The organism is Staphylococcus sp. SM3655 (assembly GCF_016917315.1).
Lineage (GTDB): Bacteria > Bacillota > Bacilli > Staphylococcales > Staphylococcaceae > Staphylococcus > Staphylococcus aureus.
The window spans coordinates 2,568,916-2,589,565 of record NZ_CP070305.1 but is presented as its reverse complement, the minus strand read 5'-3'; the positions used below and the strand labels follow the sequence as shown (position 1 = coordinate 2,589,565).

Sequence of the window (20,650 nt, the reverse complement as noted above, 5' to 3'; positions counted from 1 at the left end):
AATAAAACTTTATTTTATAAAATGATGATGATAAAATTGAGTGAACTTAAAATATTGTACAAAATAATATAGCTATAAACATAATATGAGGGAGCGTATATTTTTAGCATAATTCTTAACAACACAGCAGAGAACAGACAACCAGGAGGAAAATGAAATGAATTTGTTAAAGAAAAATAAATATAGTATTAGGAAGTATAAAGTAGGCATATTCTCTACTTTAATCGGAACAGTTTTATTACTTTCAAACCCAAATGGTGCACAAGCCTTAACTACGGATAATAATGTACAAAGCGATACTAATCAAGCAACACCTGTAAATTCACAAGATAAAGATGTTGCTAATAATAGAGGTTTAGCAAATAGTGCGCAGAATACACCTAATCAATCTGCAACAACCAATCAAGCAACGAATCAAGCATTGGTTAATCATAATAATGGTAGTATAGTAAATCAAGCTACGCCAACATCAGTGCAATCAAGTACGCCTTCAGCACAAAACAATAATCATACAGATGGCAATACAACAGCAACTGAGACAGTGTCAAACGCTAATAATAATGATGCAGTGTCGAATAATACCACATTAAATGTACCAAATAAAACAAATGAAAATGGTTCAGGAGGACATCTAACTTTAAAGGAAATTCAAGAAGATGTTCGTCATTCTTCAGATAAACCAGAGCTAGTTGCAATTGCTGAACCAGCATCTAATAGACCGAAAAAGAGAAGTAGACGTGCGGCACCGGCAGATCCTAATGCAACTCCAGCAGATCCAGCGGCTGCAGCGGCAGGAAACGGTGGTGCACCAGTTGCAATTACAGCGCCATACACGCCTACAACTGATCCTAATGCCAATAATGCAGGACAAAATGCACCTAACGAAGTGCTGTCATTTGATGACAATGGTATTAGACCAAGTACCAACCGTTCTGTACCATCAGTAACAGTTGTTGATAATTTACCAGGCTTTACACTTATCAATGGTGGTAAAGTAGGTGTGTTTAGTCATGCGATGGTTAGAACAAGTATGTTTGATTCAGCTGATGCTAAGAACTATCAAGCACAAGGAAATGTAATTGCATTAGGTCGTATTAAGGGAAATGATACAAATGATCATGGTGATTTTAATGGAATTGAGAAAACATTAACAGTAAATCCAAATTCTGAATTAATTTTCGAATTTAATACGATGACTACAAAAAACTATCAAGGTGTGACAAATTTAATAATTAAAAATGCTGATAATGATACTGTTATTGCAGAAAAATCAGTAGCTTATGGTCCGATTTGGCGTTTGTTTAAAGTGCCTGAAAATGTTAGTCACTTAAAAATTCAATTTGTACCTAAAAATGATGCAATAACAGATGCGCGTGGCATTTATCAACTAAGAGACGGTTATAAATACTATGACTTTGTTGACTCAATTGGTCTACATTCTGGTTCGCATGTTTATGTTGAAAGACGAACAATGGAACCTACAGCTACTAATAATAAAGAATTTACAGTCACAACTTCATTAAAGAATAATGGTAACTTCGGTGCTTCATTTAATACAGATGATTTTGTATATCAAGTTCAATTACCTGAAGGGGTAGAATATGTTAATAACTCATTGACTAAAGATTTTCCAAGCAGTAATTCAGGTGTTGATATGAATGATTTTAATGTGACGTATGATGCGGCGAATCGAGTGATAACAATTAAAAGTACTGGTGGAGGTTCAGGTAACTCGCCGGCACGATTAATGCCTGATAAAATATTGGATTTAAAGTATAAGTTGCGTGTTAATAATGTACCGACACCAAGAACAGTAACATTTAATGATACATTAACATATAAAACATATACACAAGATTTTATTAATTCACCTGCTGAAAGTCATACTGTAAGTACAAATCCATATACAATCGATATCATCATGAATAAAGATGCATTACAAGCCGAAGTTGATAGACGCATTCAACAAGCTGATTATACATTTGCATCATTAGATATCTTTAATGATCTTAAAAGACGTGCACAAACGATTTTAGATGAAAATCGTAACAATGTACCATTAAATAAAAGAGTTTCTCAAGCAGATATTGATTCATTAACTAATCAAATGCAACATACGTTAATTCGAAGTGTTGATGCTGAAAATGCAGTTAATAAAAAAGTTGACCAAATGGAAGATTTAGTTAATCAAAATGATGAATTGACAGATGAAGAAAAACAAGCAGCAATACAAGTTATCGAGGAACATAAAAATGAAATAATTGGTAATATTGGTGACCAAACGACTGATGATGGCGTTACTAGAATCAAAGATCAAGGTATACAGACCTTAAGTGGGGATACTGCAACACCGGTTGTTAAACCAAATGCTAAAAAAGCAATACGTGATAAAGCAACGAAACAAAGGGAAATTATCAATGCAACACCAGATGCTACTGAAGACGAGATTCAAGATGCACTAAATCAATTAGCTACGGATGAAACAGATGCTATTGATAATGTTACGAATGCTACTACAAATGCTGACGTTGAAACAGCTAAAAATAATGGCATCAATACTATTGGAGCAGTTGTTCCTCAAGTAACTCATAAAAAAGCTGCAAGAGATGCAATTAACCAAGCAACAGCAACGAAAAGACAACAAATAAATAGTAATAGAGAAGCAACTCAGGAAGAGAAAAATGCAGCATTGAACGAATTAACTCAAGCAACCAACCATGCTTTAGAACAAATCAATCAAGCAACAACAAATGCTGATGTTGATAACGCCAAAGGAGATGGTCTAAATGCCATTAATCCAATTGCTCCTGTAACTGTTGTTAAGCAAGCTGCAAGGGATGCCGTATCACATGATGCACAACAACATATCGCAGAGATCAATGCTAATCCTGATGCGACTCAAGAAGAAAGACAAGCAGCAATTGACAAAGTGAATGCTGCTGTAACTGCAGCAAACACAAACATTTTAAACGCTAATACCAATGCTGATGTTGAACAAGTAAAGACAAATGCGATTCAAGGAATACAAGCAATTACACCAGCTACAAAAGTAAAAACAGATGCAAAAAATGCCATCGATAAAAGTGCGGAAACGCAACATAATACGATATTTAATAATAATGATGCGACGCTCGAAGAACAACAAGCAGCACAACAATTACTTGATCAAGCTGTAGCCACAGCGAAGCAAAATATTAATGCAGCAGATACGAATCAAGAAGTTGCACAAGCAAAAGATCAGGGCACACAAAATATAGTAGTGATTCAACCGGCAACACAAGTTAAAACGGATGCTCGCAATGTTGTAAATGATAAAGCGCGAGAGGCGATAACAAATATCAATGCTACACCTGGCGCGACTCGAGAAGAGAAACAAGAAGCGATAAATCGTGTCAATACACTTAAAAATAGAGCATTAACTGATATTGGTGTGACGTCTACTACTGCGATGGTCAATAGTATTAGAGACGATGCAGTCAATCAAATCGGCGCAGTTCAACCGCATGTAACGAAGAAACAAACTGCTACAGGTGTATTAAATGATTTAGCAACTGCTAAAAAGCAAGAAATTAATCAAAACACAAATGCAACAACTGAAGAAAAGCAAGTGGCTTTAAATCAAGTGGATCAAGAGTTAGCAACGGCAATTAATAATATAAATCAAGCTGATACAAATGCGGAAGTAGATCAAGCGCAACAATTAGGTACAAAAGCAATTAATGCGATTCAGCCAAATATTGTTAAAAAACCTGCAGCATTAGCACAAATCAATCAACATTATAATGCTAAATTAGCTGAAATCAATGCTACACCAGATGCAACAGATGATGAGAAAAATGCTGCAATTAATACGTTGAATCAAGACAGACAACAAGCTATTGAAAGTGTTAAACAAGCTAATACAAATGCAGAAGTAGACCAAGCTGCGACAGTAGCAGAGAATAATATCGATGCTGTTCAAGTTGACGTAGTAAAAAAACAAGCAGCGCGAGATAAAATCACTGCTGAAGTGGCGAAGCGTATTGAAGCGGTTAAACAAACACCTAATGCAACTGACGAAGAAAAGCAGGCTGCTGTTAATCAAATCAATCAACTTAAAGATCAAGCATTTAATCAAATTAATCAAAACCAAACAAATGATCAGGTAGACACAACTACAAATCAAGCGTTAAATGCTATAGATAATGTTGAAGCTGAAGTAGTAATTAAACCAAAGGCAATTGCAGATATTGAAAAAGCTGTTAAAGAAAAGCAACAGCAAATTGATAATAGTCTTGATTCAACAGATAATGAGAAAGAAGTTGCTTCACAAGCATTAGCTAAAGAAAAAGAAAAAGCACTTGCAGCTATTGACCAAGCTCAAACGAATAGTCAGGTGAATCAAGCAGCAACAAATGGTGTATCAGCGATTAAAATTATTCAACCTGAAACAAAAGTTAAACCAGCTGCACGTGAAAAAATCAATCAAAAAGTGAATGAATTACGTGCTAAGATTAATCAGGATAAAGAAGCAACAGCAGAAGAAAGACAAGTAGCACTAGATAAAATCAATGAATTTGTAAATCAAGCCATGACAGATATTACGAATAATAGAACAAATCAACAAGTTGATGATACAACAAGTCAAGCGCTTGATAGCATTGCTTTAGTAGCGCCTGAACATATTGTTAGAGCAGCTGCTAGAGATGCAGTAAAGCAACAATATGAGGCTAAAAAGCAAGAAATAGAGCAAGCTGAACATGCGACTGATGAAGAAAAACAAGTTGCTTTAAATCAATTAGCGAATAATGAAAAACTTGCATTACAAAACATCAATCAAGCAGTAACGAATAATGATGTGAAACGTGTTGAAACAAATGGCATTGCTACACTAAAAGGTGTACAACCTCATATTGTAATTAAGCCTGAAGCACAACAAGCAATAAAAGCAAGTGCAGAAAATCAAGTAGAATCAATAAAAGATACACCACATGCAACAGTTGATGAATTAGATGAAGCGAATCAATTAATTAGCGACACACTCAAACAAGCGCAACAAGAAATAGAAAATACAAATCAAGATGCTGCTGTTACTGATGTTAGAAATCAAACAATCAAGGCAATTGAGCAAATAAAACCTAAAGTAAGACGTAAACGAGCTGCGCTTGATAGCATTGAAGAAAATAATAAAAATCAACTCGATGCAATCCGAAATACGTTGGATACTACTCAAGATGAAAGAGATGTTGCTATTGATACTTTAAATAAAATTGTAAATACAATTAAAAATGACATTGCACAAAACAAAACGAATGCAGAAGTGGATCGAACTGAGACTGATGGCAACGACAACATCAAAGTGATTTTACCTAAAGTTCAAGTTAAACCAGCAGCGCGTCAATCTGTTGGTGTAAAAGCCGAAGCTCAAAATGCACTAATCGATCAAAGCGATTTATCAACTGAAGAAGAAAGACTAGCTGCTAAACATTTAGTAGAACAAGCACTTAATCAGGCTATTGATCAGATCAATCATGCAGATAAGACTGCCCAAGTTAATCAAGATAGTATAGATGCTCAAAATATTATTTCAAAAATTAAACCAGCGACAACAGTTAAAGCAACAGCATTACAACAAATTCAAAATATCGCTACAAATAAAATTAATTTAAGTAAAGCAAATAACGAAGCGACAGATGAAGAACAAAATATTGCAATAGCACAAGTTGAAAAAGAGTTAATTAAAGCTAAACAACAAATTGCTAGTGCAGTGACTAATGCTGATGTGGCATATTTATTGCATGATGAGAAAAACGAAATTCGTGAAATCGAACCTGTTATTAACAGAAAGGCGTCTGCTCGAGAACAATTGACAACATTATTCAACGATAAAAAACAAGCAATTGAAGCGAATATTCAAGCAACGGTAGAAGAAAGAAATAGTATATTAGCACAGTTACAAAATATTTATGACACTGCTATTGGACAAATTGATCAAGATCGTAGCAATGCACAAGTTGATAAAACAGCATCATTAAATCTACAAACAATACATGATTTAGATGTACATCCTATTAAAAAGCCAGATGCTGAAAAAACGATTAATGATGATCTTGCACGCGTCACTGCTTTAGTGCAAAATTATCGAAAAGTAAGTAATCGTAATAAGGCTGATGCATTAAAAGCTATAACTGCTTTAAAATTACAAATGGATGAAGAATTAAAAACAGCACGCACTAATGCTGATGTTGATGCAGTTTTAAAACGATTTAATGTTGCATTAAGCGATATAGAAGCAGTAATTACTGAAAAAGAAAATAGCTTACTGCGAATTGATAACATTGCTCAACAAACATATGCGAAATTCAAAGCGATCGCAACACCAGAACAATTAGCTAAAGTAAAAGTATTAATTGATCAATATGTTGCAGATGGCAATAGAATGATTGATGAAGATGCGACATTAAATGACATCAAACAACATACGCAATTCATTGTTGATGAAATTTTAGCAATTAAATTACCAGCTGAACCGACGAAAGTATCACCAAAAGTAATTCAGCCAGCTCCAAAAGTTTGTACGCCTATTAAAAAAGAAGAGACACATGAATCGCGCAAAGTTGAAAAAGAACTTCCAAATACAGGTTCTGAAGGAATGGATTTACCATTGAAAGAATTTGCACTGATTACAGGTGCGGCTTTGTTAGCTAGAAGACGTACTAAAAACGAAAAAGAATCATAATTAACGAAATGACCTTAATATAACGACACTTTTTAGTGACTCAGTTATATTAAGGTCATTTTTAATTGAATGAAAAAGTTGATCTACTAAAGAGAATCGAACCAAATTTTATACTATTATTCCATTGATGTATGTGAGTAATGACCGGCATATAATCCAGCGACATGTCCTGTTACGAGTGCACTTGTAATATTATAACCACCAGTATAACCATGTATATCTAATACTTCACCACATAAAAATAATCCCGGAACTAATTTAGACATCATTGTTTTAGGTTGAATTTCTTTAAGTGACACACCACCACCTGTGACAAATGCCTTATCTATAGGTAATGTCCCGTTCACCTTAAATACAAACCCTTTAAACATATTTACTAAGTCGTTCAATTGTTGATTTGATAAGTGATGTGATGTGGTATTTTCATCGATTCCAGCTTGTTCCAGCATGAACAGTAAGTAGCGCTCTTCAATTAGACCATGCAAACTGTTTTTAATGATTTTATCTGGTGTGTCCGATAATAATGATGTGATGTGTTGTTTTAATTGTTCATGGTTTAATTCAGGAAATGCATCGATTGCCATAGAAATGTGCTGTGTCTTTTGATTTTTTTGTTCTTTATAAACAAACTGACTACATCTTAATGCAGCTGGACCACTGATACCAAAATGAGTAAATAACATATCCATTTGATGACTGATGCGTTTTTTACCATTTTTCTTAAGTACTGACAATTCAACATCTTTTAAACTTAAACCTTTTAGACGATTGGATTTGATGAAAGGTTCAGCTGATGTAATTGGAACTTCGGTCGGGAATAACTCAGTAATGGTATGACCTAAATCTTGTGCGAACTTATAACCATCACCAGTTGAACCAGTTTGAGGGACACTTGTTCCACCTGTAGCAATCACTAGCGAATGGCTTTCATAACTATTATTTTGAGTATGTACAGTGAAAGTTTGGTCTGTATTAACTTCGATTCTACTAACAGCTTCTTCTTCTTTAATCGTTACATGTTGGCGTTCGATAGTTGTCACTAATGTATCAACCACGTCTTGTGCTTTGTTGGAAACTGGAAACATACGTCCGTGATCTTCTTCTTTTAATTTAACACCCCTAGACTCAAAAAAATCTATGATGGATTCATTATCAAAAATTGAAAAGGGACTATATAAAAATTTCCCATTTCCAGGAATGTTCTTAATAATTTCAGCATATGGTAATCGATTAGTTACGTTACATCTACCGCCACCAGATATTTTGAGTTTACGACCTAGACCTTTCTTTTTTTCAATGAGTAACACACTGCTACTTTGTTCGCTTGCAGCTACTGCCGCCATTAAGCCGCTAGGTCCGCCTCCGATAATAATTGTTTGATACATATACGCTTCCTCCAAATTTGTTACTGGACATTCAATTGCTATTTTATAGTACTTTTTTAAACTTTGCTATATCTCTTGTGTTATGAGATGACAATTATGTTGAATATATTTATAATGTGAACTTCATAAAAAATGAAGATGTATGTGTATGATAAGAATGATTTTTCTACTGTTATGCGATGTTCATCTCAAATAGTAGTATAATGTTTATATGAAATTTCGTAATATTCTAATCAAAATCGAGTATTCAATGACAATGCGTTGATAATTTTGTTATGATAATTCATTGAATATACGACAATGAAATAAAGTTTTGTGATATATTCATAATAATGAAAAATGATTTTACAGAGAAATAGCTTTGAGTTTACAAAACTTTAATAAACATGAGATAGGGAGATTCGTAATGAGTGAAAGTAAAGAAATGGTGCGTGGAACCTTTTTAATTACCATTAGTATATTAATTACCAAGGTATTGGGCGTACTTTTTATCATTCCATTCAACTATTTAATTGGTGGACAAGAAAATATGGCGCCGTTCACATACGCTTATGCACCATATAATATTGCAATTGCAGTTGCGACAGCAGGTGTACCATTAGCAGCTTCGAAATATGTTGCGAAATATAATGCTATTGGGGCATATAAAGTCAGTCAGAAATTTTATAAATCGAGTTTTATTGTAATGAGTATTACCGGTGTTTTAGGTTTCTTGGTACTGTATTTCCTAGCACCTTATATTTCTGAATTAACATTAGCTAGAAACGTTCATGATAAAAACGGTTGGTCAGTCGATGATATTACTTGGATTATAAGAATCATTAGTATGGTTGTTATCTTTATTCCTGTATTAGCGACATGGAGAGGTATATTCCAAGGTTATAAATCTATGGGGCCAACAGCAGTGTCAGAAGTAACTGAGCAAATTGCACGCGTGATTTTCATATTAATCGGAAGTTATTTAGTACTAAATGTCTTTGATGGCTCTATTTTATTAGCCAATGGTATTGCTACTTTTGCAGCAGCAGTTGGTGCGATTATTGGTATATTCACACTCTGGTATTACTGGAGAAAGCGTAAGCATAATATTGATCGTATGGTCGAATCTGATTACACAGATATAGATGTGTCATATGGCAAGATGTATAAAGAAATTATTGCTTATAGTATTCCGTTCGTTATTGTAAGTTTGAATTATCCATTATTTAACTTAGTAGATCAATTTACACATAACGGTGCTTTATCTTTAGTTGGTATACCTTCACAGTTACAAGATATATTCTTTAATATGCTAAATATGTCAACTAATAAAATTGTAATGATTCCGACATCATTAAGTGCTGGTTTTGCAGTGAGTTTAATTCCTTTTATTACAAAAACATTTGCAGAAGGTCGCTTACATGAAATGCATCATCAAATTAGAACATCTATTGGTGTATTAATGTTTATAACTGTTCCAGCTAGTATTGGAATTATGGCCTTGGCACAACCATTATTCACAGTTTTCTATGGTTACGATCCAATTGTTTTAGGTCATGACCCTAACCATGATGGTAGTCGCTTATTATTCTATTATGCGCCTGTAGCAATACTAATTTCACTATTAAGTGTAACGGCATCAATGTTACAAGGTATAGATAAACAGAAATTAACAGTTTATGTTATTTTAGCTTCTGTAGTTATCAAGTTAGCGTTAAACTATCCATTAATTATGTTATTCCATACACCTGGTGCAATTTTAAGTACTAGTATCGCATTATTATTTGCAATTGGATGTAATTTCTATATTCTTAAAAAATATGCGAAGTTTAAATTCAGCTATAGTTGGATTCATTTTGCAAAAATATTCTTGTATTCATTTATTATGATGCTAGGTGTAGAATTAGTATTTTTCCTTGCAAATCTATTCTTAGAACCTACTAAACTTGGTTACTTAATCATTATTATTTTAGGTGTTACAGTAGGTATTCTAATTTACGGTACAATCACAATTAAAACGCGTCTTGCGGACGAATTCTTAGGTGAAATTCCTGAAAAATTAAGACGTAGAGTTAGGTTTTTACGATGAGAATAGATAAATTTTTAGCAAATATGGGCGTCGGTACACGTAATGAGGTCAAACAGTTACTTAAAAAAGGCCTTGTAAGTGTCAACGAACAAGTAATTAAATCACCAAAAACACATATAGAACCAGAAAACGATAAGATATCAGTTCGTGGAGAATTAATAGAATACGTTGAAAATGTCTATATTATGTTAAATAAGCCAAAAGGTTATATATCGGCAACTGAAGATCATCATTCAAAAACCGTTATTGATTTAATACCTGAATACCAACATCTAAATATTTTTCCGGTTGGTCGTCTTGATAAAGATACAGAAGGGCTTTTATTGATAACGAATGATGGTGATTTTAATCATGAATTAATGAGTCCAAACAAACATGTTTCTAAAAAATATGAAGTTATTTCAGCAAATCCTATCACTGAAGACGACATTCAAGCTTTTAAAGAGGGTGTAACACTGTCTGATGGCAAGGTTAAGCCTGCAATTTTAACTTATATTGATAATCAAACGTCACACGTAACAATTTATGAAGGGAAATATCATCAAGTTAAACGAATGTTTCATAGCATTCAAAATGAGGTATTACATTTAAGACGTATCAAAATTGCTGATTTAGAATTGGACAGCAATCTAGATTCAGGAGAATATCGTTTATTAACTGAAAATGATTTTGACAAATTAAATTATAAATAAAAGGGAGACGATTGATATGGCAAAAGGTAATTTATTTAAAGCGATTTTAGGTATAGGTGGCGCTGTAGCAGCTGTAGTTGTTACACGTAAAGATAGTCGTGACAAGCTGAAAGCAGAATATAATAAATATAAACAAGATCCTCAAAGCTATAAAGATAATGCTAAGGATAAAGCGACGCAATTAGGAACAATTGCTAATGAAACAATTAAAGAAGTAAAAACAAATCCGAAAGAATATGCTAATAGATTAAAAAATAATCCAAAAGCATTTTTCGAAGAAGAAAAATCAAAATTTACCGAATATGACAATAAGACTGACGAAAGTATTGAAAAAGGTAAATTTGATGATGAAGGTGGCGCAGCACCAAATAATAATTTACGTATCGTCACTGAAGAAGATTTAAAAAAGAATAAAAATGCATTATCTGATATAGAATAAGGCATACAATTAATAAGTTGGTATTGAACTGGCATATTAAATTAAATTAATACAGAAAAGGAACAAAGCAGCTATTTATGATTTGTGTCATATCGATAGCATCGTTTTGTTCCTTTTTATTATTTTCTGACATCTTATTGTAGTTTTTATATCATTTCATGTAAAATAGAGTTTAACTTATAGAAAAAAGGAAGTCGATTTCGAATGTGGAAAGAAAAAGTTCAACAATACGAAGATCAAATCATTAATGACTTAAAAGGATTATTAGCAATTGAAAGTGTGAGAGATGATGCAAAAGCATCAGAAGACGCACCAGTTGGTCCAGGTCCTCGTAAGGCATTAGACTACATGTATGAAATTGCACATAGAGATGGATTTACAACACATGATGTGGATCATATTGCAGGAAGAATTGAGGCAGGTAAAGGAAATGACGTATTAGGTATCTTATGTCATGTTGACGTTGTTCCTGCTGGTGATGGATGGGATAGTAATCCGTTCGAGCCGGTTGTAACAGAAGATGCTATCATAGCTAGAGGTACACTTGATGACAAAGGTCCAACAATTGCTGCTTATTATGCAATTAAGATATTAGAAGATATGAATGTGGATTGGAAGAAACGTATTCATATGATTATTGGTACGGATGAAGAATCTGATTGGAAATGTACGGATCGCTATTTTAAAACAGAAGAAATGCCAACATTAGGTTTTGCACCAGATGCGGAATTTCCGTGTATTCATGGTGAAAAAGGCATTACAACATTTGACTTAGTTCAAAATAAGCTTGCTGAAGATCAAGATGAACCTGATTATGAATTAATAACTTTTAAATCTGGTGAACGTTACAACATGGTGCCTGATCATGCAGAAGCAAGAGTGCTTGTTAAAGAAAATATGACAGATGTTATTCAAGACTTTGAGTACTTTTTAGAACAAAATCATTTACAAGGTGATAGTACTGTTGATAGTGGCATTCTAGTTTTAACAGTTGAAGGTAAAGCGGTTCATGGTATGGATCCATCTATTGGTGTGAATGCGGGTCTTTACTTACTAAAATTCTTAGCATCATTAAATCTTGATAATAATGCACAAGCGTTTGTAGCATTTAGTAATCGCTACTTATTTAATTCAGATTTTGGTGAAAAGATGGGAATGAAATTCCATACAGATGTCATGGGTGATGTGACAACTAACATTGGTGTTATTACATATGATAATGAAAATGCAGGTCTTTTCGGTATCAACTTACGCTACCCAGAAGGATTTGAATTTGAAAAAGCTATGGATCGTTTTGCAAATGAGATTCAACAATATGGCTTTGAAGTGAAATTAGGTAAAGTCCAACCACCACATTATGTTGATAAAAATGATCCTTTTGTGCAAAAGTTAGTTACTGCATATAGAAATCAAACAAATGATATGACTGAACCTTATACTATAGGTGGCGGTACTTATGCGAGAAACTTAGACAAGGGTGTAGCATTTGGCGCAATGTTTAGTGATTCTGAAGATTTAATGCATCAGAAAAATGAATATATCACTAAAAAACAGTTATTTAACGCAACTAGTATTTACTTAGAAGCAATTTATTCATTATGCGTGGAGGAATAATATATGGAAAAAATTTTTTTAAATGGTGAGTTTGTAAGTCCAAGTGAAGCAAAGGTTTCATACAACGACAGAGGATACGTATTTGGCGATGGTATTTATGAATACATTCGAGTATATAATGGTAAGTTATTTACAGTAACAGAACATTATGAAAGATTTTTACGTAGTGCCAATGAGATTGGTTTAGATTTAAATTATTCTGTAGAAGAATTAATTGAACTATCTTGTAAATTAGTTGATATGAATCAAATTGAAACTGGGGCAATTTATATTCAAGCAACGCGAGGTGTAGCTGAAAGAAATCATAGCTTCCCAACACCTGAAGTAGAACCAGCAATTGTTGCTTATACAAAGAGTTATGATCGTCCTTATGATCATTTAGAAAATGGTGTGAATGGTGTTACCGTTGAAGATATCCGATGGTTACGTTGCGACATTAAAAGCTTGAACTTATTAGGAAATGTATTAGCAAAAGAATATGCTGTGAAATATAATGCAGTTGAAGCGATTCAACATCGAGGTGAAACTGTAACTGAAGGATCTTCAAGTAATGCTTATGCAATTAAAGACGGTGTGATTTATACACATCCGATTAACAACTATATTCTTAATGGTATTACACGAATTGTAATTAAAAAAATTGCCGAAGACTATAACATCCCATTTAAAGAAGAAACGTTTACTGTAGATTTCTTGAAAAACGCAGATGAAGTTATTGTTTCAAGTACTTCAGCTGAGGTTACACCTGTTATTAAATTAGATGGTGAACCAGTTAATGATGGTAAAGTTGGCCCAATTACACGTCAACTACAAGAAGGATTTGAAAAGTATATAGAGTCACACAGTATTTAAAATTCTTTCATCATATTTTTAGATTAAATTACTTAAATTTATCAACTTTCGTAAGTGAATTATGTTATAATTTAAAACGAAGCTTAAAAGTGTTGTTTAGAAAACACATATTAGTAAAAAGTGCCATTTTGTTTCTCATTTTCAGTTGAAATATAATGATAAAAATTATAAAATTTTCTATGAGTTACAAATATGATGTGCATCATATTTTACTAAGTACGTAAATGTTACAGTTCATAAATTTATGCTAACCATGAAAATGGGATAGCAATTATTTTGAAAACTAGAGTTTATCGCCTACAGAGATTCAAAAACATGTAGTTTTAGACACGGTAACATTATATGTCAAGTAAGTGACTATAGAATGTATGGTGTCAATGACAGACATTACGATTTAAATTTAGTCGTGTAATGTAGGCATTGGTTGAGGATTTACAATAATTATCTGGACATAATATTTGTACCAGTATGGTGTTATAAATTAGAATATATGGCTCTTGAAAAACCTATTTCTAGAGCCATTTTCTAATTGAAAGTGAGGTGGACGAGTTGGAGCAGTTTTATCAATTAGGGTGGACACTTGATTCAGCAGGTGGTGCATCTGGTGAAGCATATATGGCTGAACAAGATGGACAAAAGTTGTTTTTAAAACGAAATTCAAATCCATTTATTGCGGCATTATCAGCAGAAGGTATTGTGCCCAAATTAGTATGGACGAAACGCATAGAAACAGGCGAGGTTGTTACAGCACAACATTGGAAAAATGGGCGTGAACTATCTTCAAACGAAATGAAGCAAACAAGAGTTGCACATTTATTAAAGAAGATACACAATTCTAGACCTTTATTAAGTATGTTAAAGCGTATGGAAATGGAACCTATTACTCCTGAGATTATGCTTAATAAAATTAATGCCTCTTTATCAAGAGAAGTTTTAACACATCATATTGTGAGAAAATCATTAACCTATTTAGAAGAGCATATACCGAGTTTAGATTCGCGTTTTTTCACTGTTGTACATGGTGATGTGAATCATAATAATTGGTTATTATCCGATCGAGATGAACTATTTTTAGTTGATTGGGAAGGTGCAATGATTGCAGACCCGGCAATTGATATCGGAATGCTGCTTTACAACTATGTTCCACAACAACAATGGTCTGAATGGCTTGAAACATATGGTGTTCAAGAGAGCTTGAATTTAAATAAACGTATGAAATGGTATACGGTAATTCAATCTATAGGTCTTGTTCAATGGTATGAAGAGCAAAAAAGATATAAGGATATGAACACTTGGCTTAAATTCCTAAATGAAGTTATGAATAGTAACATGTTTATTTAAGAGGAGAATAAAATATGAGAGTTCGATACAAACCATGGGCTGAAGATTATTTAAAAGATCATCCTGAATTGGTTGACATGGACGGTCAACATGCAGGGAAAATGACTGAATGGTTTGATAAAACGCAACCGATACACATTGAAATTGGTTCGGGTATGGGGCAGTTTATTACAACATTAGCTGCTCAAAATCCTCATATTAACTATATTTCAATGGAACGTGAGAAAAGTATCGTTTATAAAGTATTGGATAAAGTTAAAGAGATGGGTTTAACAAATTTAAAGATTATTTGTAATGACGCCATTGAATTAAATGAATATTTTAAAGACGGCGAAGTTTCGCGTATTTATTTGAACTTTTCAGATCCATGGCCAAAAAATCGTCATGCAAAACGACGTTTAACGTATCATACGTTTTTAGCGTTGTATCAACAAATCTTAAATGATGAAGGAGATTTACATTTTAAAACTGATAACAGAGGACTATTTGCCTACAGTTTAGAAAGTATGTCTCAATTTGGAATGTATTTTACAAAAATAAATCTAAATTTACATCAAGAAGACGATGGCAGTAATATTTTAACAGAATATGAAAAGAAATTTTCGGATAAAGGGTCACGTATTTATCGTATGGAAGCGAAATTCCATTCACAAAAATAAAACACTTATGAGGGTATGTACACATACAATCATAAGTGTTTTTTCGTACTATAATGGTTCTATAGATAAAGGTTCTATAATAAATCGGAATGATGGAAAAAAGTATTTTACTTTTCATCTGTCCGATTTTTTGATTTTGAATATAAAAAAAGCGCAATTATCTCTATAATTAAAAGTGACTAAACAAATAACTAAAGGAGATAATGCGCCTATGAACAATGTTATACTAAATACCTTTGATTTAAAAGAATAAAGCTTGCATTTTACTTGTAAATTTTAATTATTAATTTAAAATTACAGGCCGATGGTTATGATGCATTTACATATAATATGATTGCATTAATCTTTATAAGTAGTTAGAAGTGTATTAGTGTGGGGCGTTTCGTTTTTGTTCGCATTTATGAATAGTGATATGATGTAATAAACACATGCTAATTGTAATAACGAATACAGAAAGAATAGGTGATGTTATGAAAATCGGGGATATATCTATTCATTATCTAAATGGTGGCAATACAAAAATGGATGGCGGTGCAATGTTTGGTGTTGTTCCGAAGCCGTTGTGGTCAAAGCAATACAATGCAAATGAACGAAATCAAATCAATTTACCGACACATCCAATTTTGATTCAAACGGCTCAATATAATTTGATTATAGATGCGGGTATTGGTAATGGTAAATTATCTGAAAAGCAATTACGTAATTTTGGAGTAGATGAAGAAAGTCATATTATTGCTGATTTGGCAAATTATAATTTAACGCCAAAGGATATTGATTATGTGCTAATGACACATATGCATTTTGATCATGCTGCCGGTTTGACTGATCAAGCGGGACATGCAATTTTTGAAAATGCGATTCATGTTGTGCAACAAGATGAGTGGCATGAGTTTATTGCACCTAATATAAGAAGTAAATCAACTTACTGGGATAAGAATAAAGGCGATTATAGTAACAAGTTGATTTTATTCGAAAAACATTTTGAACCGGTTCCGGGTATCAAGATGCAACATAGTGGAGGTCATAGCTTTGGCCACACGATTATTACGATTGAAAGTCAAGGAGATAAAGCAGTTCATATGGGTGATATATTCCCAACTACTGCACATAAAAATCCTCTATGGGTAACGGCATATGATGATTATCCTATGCAATCGATTCGTGAAAAAGAACGCATGATACCATATTTTATTCAGCAACAATATTGGTTCTTGTTTTATCATGATGAAAACTACTTTGCTGTAAAATACAGCGATGATGGTGAAAACATAGATGCATATATTTTACGTGAAACATTAGTTGATAATAACTAAAATAAAGATGTATTACTAAACAAATTTTCAAAAATAAAAAATTGAGCCACATCCAATCTTACTAATTAGGGTGTGGCTCATTTTTAAGTTTTACGATCCAAATCAAATATGGATAAAATTCGTATTAACGCTCTACAATGTTAATGACTTCACCAGTATATGCATCTGCATAAAAATCATAATGAATATTTTGACCATTTTTAATAGTTGTAATTCCACCTTGATAAACTAAACGGTATTTATCAGTTTCAGGATGAACGAATGGTTCATAAACGATATATGAGCCTTTGACATTCATAAAATATGATTTTACTTCATTAAGTACTTTAACGGGATTATAGCGTTTACGATTAATATATTGGATGATTGAAATGGTAGAAATAATTACAATGGCTACTGCAATTATTGTTGGAATTATATATTTCAGTTTAGTCATCATTTATGCTCCCTTGATTTCAAATTCATATCATTAGTTTACCATATTGAAGATGATATAATAACTTATAAGGAGTGAGAACTTTTATGAACATAAATAAAAAAGTAACATTACAACGAATTCAAACTTTAACTGAGCTTCATGGGGCACCAGGTTTTGAAGAAGAAGTAAAAAATTATATGACTCAGCAAATGGCGCCGTACGTAGATGAATTTATTGAAAATCGTATGGGTGGATTTTTTGGTGTGAAAAAATCTAAAAATCCAAATGCAAAACGTGTAATGATTGCAGCACATATGGATGAAATCGGATTTATGATTACAAATATCACTAAAAATGGAATGATTCAATTCACAAATTTAGGTGGTGTTGCAAATGATATTTGGCAAGGACAACGCTTAGTAATTAAAAATAGAAATGGCGATAAAATTATCGGTGTTGTTTCTAATATACCTAAACATTTTCGTACTGGTAGTGAAGGTGCACCGGAAATTAAAGATTTAACATTAGATATAGGTGCTCAAAATGAAGATGAGGTGCGTGAGCGCGGAATAGATATAGGAGATACAATTGTACCTCACACGCCATTCACACAGTTATCTGAACATCGATATAGTGCTAAAGCATGGGATAATCGTTATGGTTGTGTCTTGGCAATTGAAATACTAGAATTATTAAAAGATATAGAATTAGATGTAGACTTGTATGTTGGCGCAAATGTTCAAGAAGAGGTTGGATTACGAGGTGCGAAAGCATCTGCAGAGATGATAGACCCAGACGTTGCATTTGTAGTTGATTGTTCACCTGCCAATGATGTTAAAGGAAACCAACCATTATCTGGTGAACTTGGTAAAGGGACGTTAATTCGCATAAAAGACGGTACAATGATTTTAAAGCCTGCATTTAGAGACTATTTATTAAAGTTAGTTGAAGCACATGACATTGAACATCAATACTATATGTCACCAGGTGGAACAGATGGTGGAGAAATTCATAAAGCTAATATTGGTATTCCGACTGCAGTAATTGGTGTATGTGCACGATATATTCATAGTACAGACTCAGTATTTGATATAAGAGACTATTTTGCAGCTAGATCTTTACTTTCAGAAGCCATTTGTAATTTAGATAATAATCAAATAGAAACATTACAATATAAATAATCGGGTAATAACAACTATTATCTCTAAATAGTTATATATAATCATTAATTAAGGAGACATAAAAATGAAACAACTTGAATCAGAACAACAATTTGAATCTTTAAAACAAGGTGCTACAGTATTTGAATTCACTGCAGGCTGGTGTCCAGATTGTAGAGTGATAGAACCAGATTTACCGGAATTAGAAGCGAGATATCCTATGTTTGACTTCGTATCAGTAGACCGTGATAAATTTATGGATATTTGTATTGAAAATGGTATTATGGGTATTCCAAGTTTTCTAGTATATAAAAATGGAGAACTGCTTGGAAGTTATATTGGAAAAGAACGAAAATCAATTGAACAGATAGATGCATTTTTAGCTCAATACGTGTAATTTAGACTAGAGAAAAACGGGGTAATACTCGTTTTTCTCTGTTACTATGTGTTGATTTATTGTAAACTATTATAAGGTGCGAAATTAGGAGTGTTACATATGAATACCTTTCAAATGAGAGATAAATTAAAGGAACGTTTAAGCCATTTAGACGTTGATTTTAAATTTAATCGTGAAGAAGAAACTTTGCGTATTTATCGAACAGATAATAACAAAGGTATCACGATTAAACTTAACGCTATAGTCGCAAAATATGAAGATAAAAAAGAAAAAATTGTAGATGAAATTGTTTATTACGTTGATGAAGCTATTGCACAAATGGCAGATAAAACCCTTGAGAGTATATCATCTAGTCAAATTATGCCTGTCATTAGAGCGACTAGCTTTGATAAAAAAACTAAACAAGGTGTTCCTTTTATCTATGATGAGCATACTGCAGAAACAGCAGTTTATTATGCAGTCGATTTAGGGAAATCATATCGTCTAATTGACGAAAGCATGTTAGAGGATTTGAAGTTAACTGAACAACAAATAAGAGAAATGTCTCTGTTTAATGTTAGAAAATTGTCAAATTCATATACGACTGATGAAGTAAAAGGTAATATTTTTTATTTTATTAACTCAAATGACGGGTATGATGCAAGTAGGATACTAAATACTGCATTTTTAAATGAAATTGAGGCACAATGTCAAGGCGAAATGCTCGTAGCAGTGCCACACCAAGATGTGTTAATTATTGCAGATATACGCAATAAAACAGGATATGATGTGATGGCACATTTAACAATGGAATTTTTCACTAAAGGTCTAGTTCCAATTACATCATTATCCTTTGGATATAAACAGGGTCATCTTGAACCGATATTTATTTTAGGTAAAAATAATAAACAAAAAAGAGATCCAAACGTGATTCAGCGTTTAGAAGCAAATCGTCGTAAATTTAATAAAGATAAATAGAAATAATTGGATAAGGAGTTTTGTCATAATGAATTTATTTTACAATCCTAAATATGTAGGAGATGTCGCATTTTTACAAATTGAACCAGTTGAAGGTGAATTAAACTACAATAAAAAAGGTAATGTTGTTGAAATTACTAATGAAGGTAATGTTGTAGGTTATAATATTTTTGAAATCTCAAAAGATATAACAATTGAAGAAAAAGGTCATATTAAATTAACTGATGAACTTGTAAATGTATTCCAAAAGCGTATTTCAGAAGCTGGTTTTGATTATAAATTAAATGCTGATCTATCACCGAAATTTGTAGTTGGCTACGTTGAAACTAAAGACAAACATCCTGATGCAGATAAATTAAGTGTACTAAATGTAAACGTTGGAAATGACACATTACAAATTGTATGTGGCGCGCCTAACGTTGAAGCTGGACAGAAAGTTGTTGTTGCTAAAGTAGGTGCAGTGATGCCTAGCGGTATGGTAATTAAAGATGCTGAATTACGTGGTGTTGCCTCAAGCGGTATGATTTGTTCAATGAAAGAATTGAATTTACCTAATGCACCTGAAGAAAAAGGTATTATGGTATTAAATGACAGCTATGAAATTGGACAAGCATTTTTTGAATAATTAAGGAAGGTA

Annotated in this window: 15 protein-coding genes; 13 read left to right on the top strand and 2 right to left on the bottom strand. The window is 32.8% G+C overall.

What is annotated here, in order from left to right:
- Window positions 1–157: 157 nt before the first annotated feature.
- On the top strand, window positions 158–6,718 hold the full coding sequence (gene sasC / locus JQN76_RS12555; protein WP_001050538.1) for an LPXTG-anchored aggregation protein SasC: 6,561 nt from the start codon (window positions 158–160) through the stop codon (window positions 6,716–6,718).
- A gap of 116 nt (window positions 6,719–6,834) precedes the next feature.
- Here sasC and JQN76_RS12550 read toward each other — a convergent pair whose 3' ends face one another.
- A complete protein-coding gene (locus JQN76_RS12550) occupies window positions 6,835–8,103 on the bottom strand; it encodes a BaiN/RdsA family NAD(P)/FAD-dependent oxidoreductase (RefSeq protein WP_000285020.1) in 1,269 nt (422 codons plus the stop codon).
- A gap of 406 nt (window positions 8,104–8,509) precedes the next feature.
- Between JQN76_RS12550 and JQN76_RS12545 the strand changes: the two genes are divergently transcribed.
- The 8 genes from JQN76_RS12545 (at window position 8,510) to JQN76_RS12510 (ending at window position 17,081) form a co-directional block, all read left to right on the top strand.
- The gene (locus JQN76_RS12545; RefSeq protein WP_000004339.1) at window positions 8,510–10,171 is read left to right on the top strand and encodes a putative polysaccharide biosynthesis protein; all 1,662 of its coding nucleotides are present in this window, start codon (window positions 8,510–8,512) and stop codon (window positions 10,169–10,171) included.
- Window positions 10,168–10,863, top strand: a complete 696-nt coding sequence (locus tag JQN76_RS12540; protein WP_001217130.1) for a pseudouridine synthase — start codon at window positions 10,168–10,170, stop codon at window positions 10,861–10,863. Before JQN76_RS12545 ends, JQN76_RS12540 begins: the two co-directional genes overlap by 4 nt.
- Window positions 10,864–10,879: 16 nt before the next feature.
- On the top strand, window positions 10,880–11,302 hold the full coding sequence (locus JQN76_RS12535; RefSeq protein WP_001051867.1) for a YtxH domain-containing protein: 423 nt from the start codon (window positions 10,880–10,882) through the stop codon (window positions 11,300–11,302).
- A 204-nt stretch (window positions 11,303–11,506) separates the two neighbouring features.
- On the top strand, window positions 11,507–12,916 hold the full coding sequence (gene sapep / locus JQN76_RS12530) for an Mn(2+)-dependent dipeptidase Sapep (protein ID WP_000265411.1): 1,410 nt from the start codon (window positions 11,507–11,509) through the stop codon (window positions 12,914–12,916).
- Between the two features lie 3 nt (window positions 12,917–12,919).
- Window positions 12,920–13,768: a D-amino-acid transaminase gene (dat, locus tag JQN76_RS12525; protein ID WP_000411083.1), complete on the top strand. Its 849-nt coding sequence runs from the start codon at window positions 12,920–12,922 to the stop codon at window positions 13,766–13,768.
- A gap of 549 nt (window positions 13,769–14,317) precedes the next feature.
- Window positions 14,318–15,109, top strand: a complete 792-nt coding sequence (locus JQN76_RS12520; RefSeq protein ID WP_000434765.1) for a phosphotransferase family protein — start codon at window positions 14,318–14,320, stop codon at window positions 15,107–15,109.
- Between the two features lie 14 nt (window positions 15,110–15,123).
- Complete coding sequence (gene trmB, locus JQN76_RS12515; protein WP_001266157.1) at window positions 15,124–15,768, top strand: tRNA (guanosine(46)-N7)-methyltransferase TrmB; 645 nt, start codon at window positions 15,124–15,126, stop codon at window positions 15,766–15,768.
- A gap of 470 nt (window positions 15,769–16,238) precedes the next feature.
- Window positions 16,239–17,081, top strand: coding sequence for a YtnP family quorum-quenching lactonase (locus tag JQN76_RS12510; RefSeq protein ID WP_000689582.1), 843 nt, complete (start codon window positions 16,239–16,241; stop codon window positions 17,079–17,081).
- Between the two features lie 124 nt (window positions 17,082–17,205).
- On the opposite strand, the gene JQN76_RS12505 is transcribed toward JQN76_RS12510, so the two are convergent.
- The gene (locus JQN76_RS12505) at window positions 17,206–17,517 is read right to left on the bottom strand and encodes a PepSY domain-containing protein (protein WP_000163829.1); all 312 of its coding nucleotides are present in this window, start codon (window positions 17,515–17,517) and stop codon (window positions 17,206–17,208) included.
- Window positions 17,518–17,603: 86 nt separating this feature from the next.
- On the opposite strand from JQN76_RS12505, the gene JQN76_RS12500 reads away from it, so the two are divergent.
- The 4 genes from JQN76_RS12500 (at window position 17,604) to ytpR (ending at window position 20,638) form a co-directional block, all read left to right on the top strand.
- The gene (locus JQN76_RS12500; protein WP_001024574.1) at window positions 17,604–18,680 is read left to right on the top strand and encodes a M42 family metallopeptidase; all 1,077 of its coding nucleotides are present in this window, start codon (window positions 17,604–17,606) and stop codon (window positions 18,678–18,680) included.
- 64 nt (window positions 18,681–18,744) lie between these two features.
- Window positions 18,745–19,056, top strand: coding sequence for a thioredoxin family protein (locus JQN76_RS12495; RefSeq protein ID WP_000811163.1), 312 nt, complete (start codon window positions 18,745–18,747; stop codon window positions 19,054–19,056).
- A gap of 99 nt (window positions 19,057–19,155) precedes the next feature.
- Window positions 19,156–20,013, top strand: a complete 858-nt coding sequence (locus JQN76_RS12490; RefSeq protein ID WP_001091387.1) for a DUF1444 domain-containing protein — start codon at window positions 19,156–19,158, stop codon at window positions 20,011–20,013.
- A gap of 28 nt (window positions 20,014–20,041) precedes the next feature.
- A complete protein-coding gene (gene ytpR, locus JQN76_RS12485; RefSeq protein ID WP_001048368.1) occupies window positions 20,042–20,638 on the top strand; it encodes a YtpR family tRNA-binding protein in 597 nt (198 codons plus the stop codon).
- Window positions 20,639–20,650 lie beyond the last annotated feature (12 nt).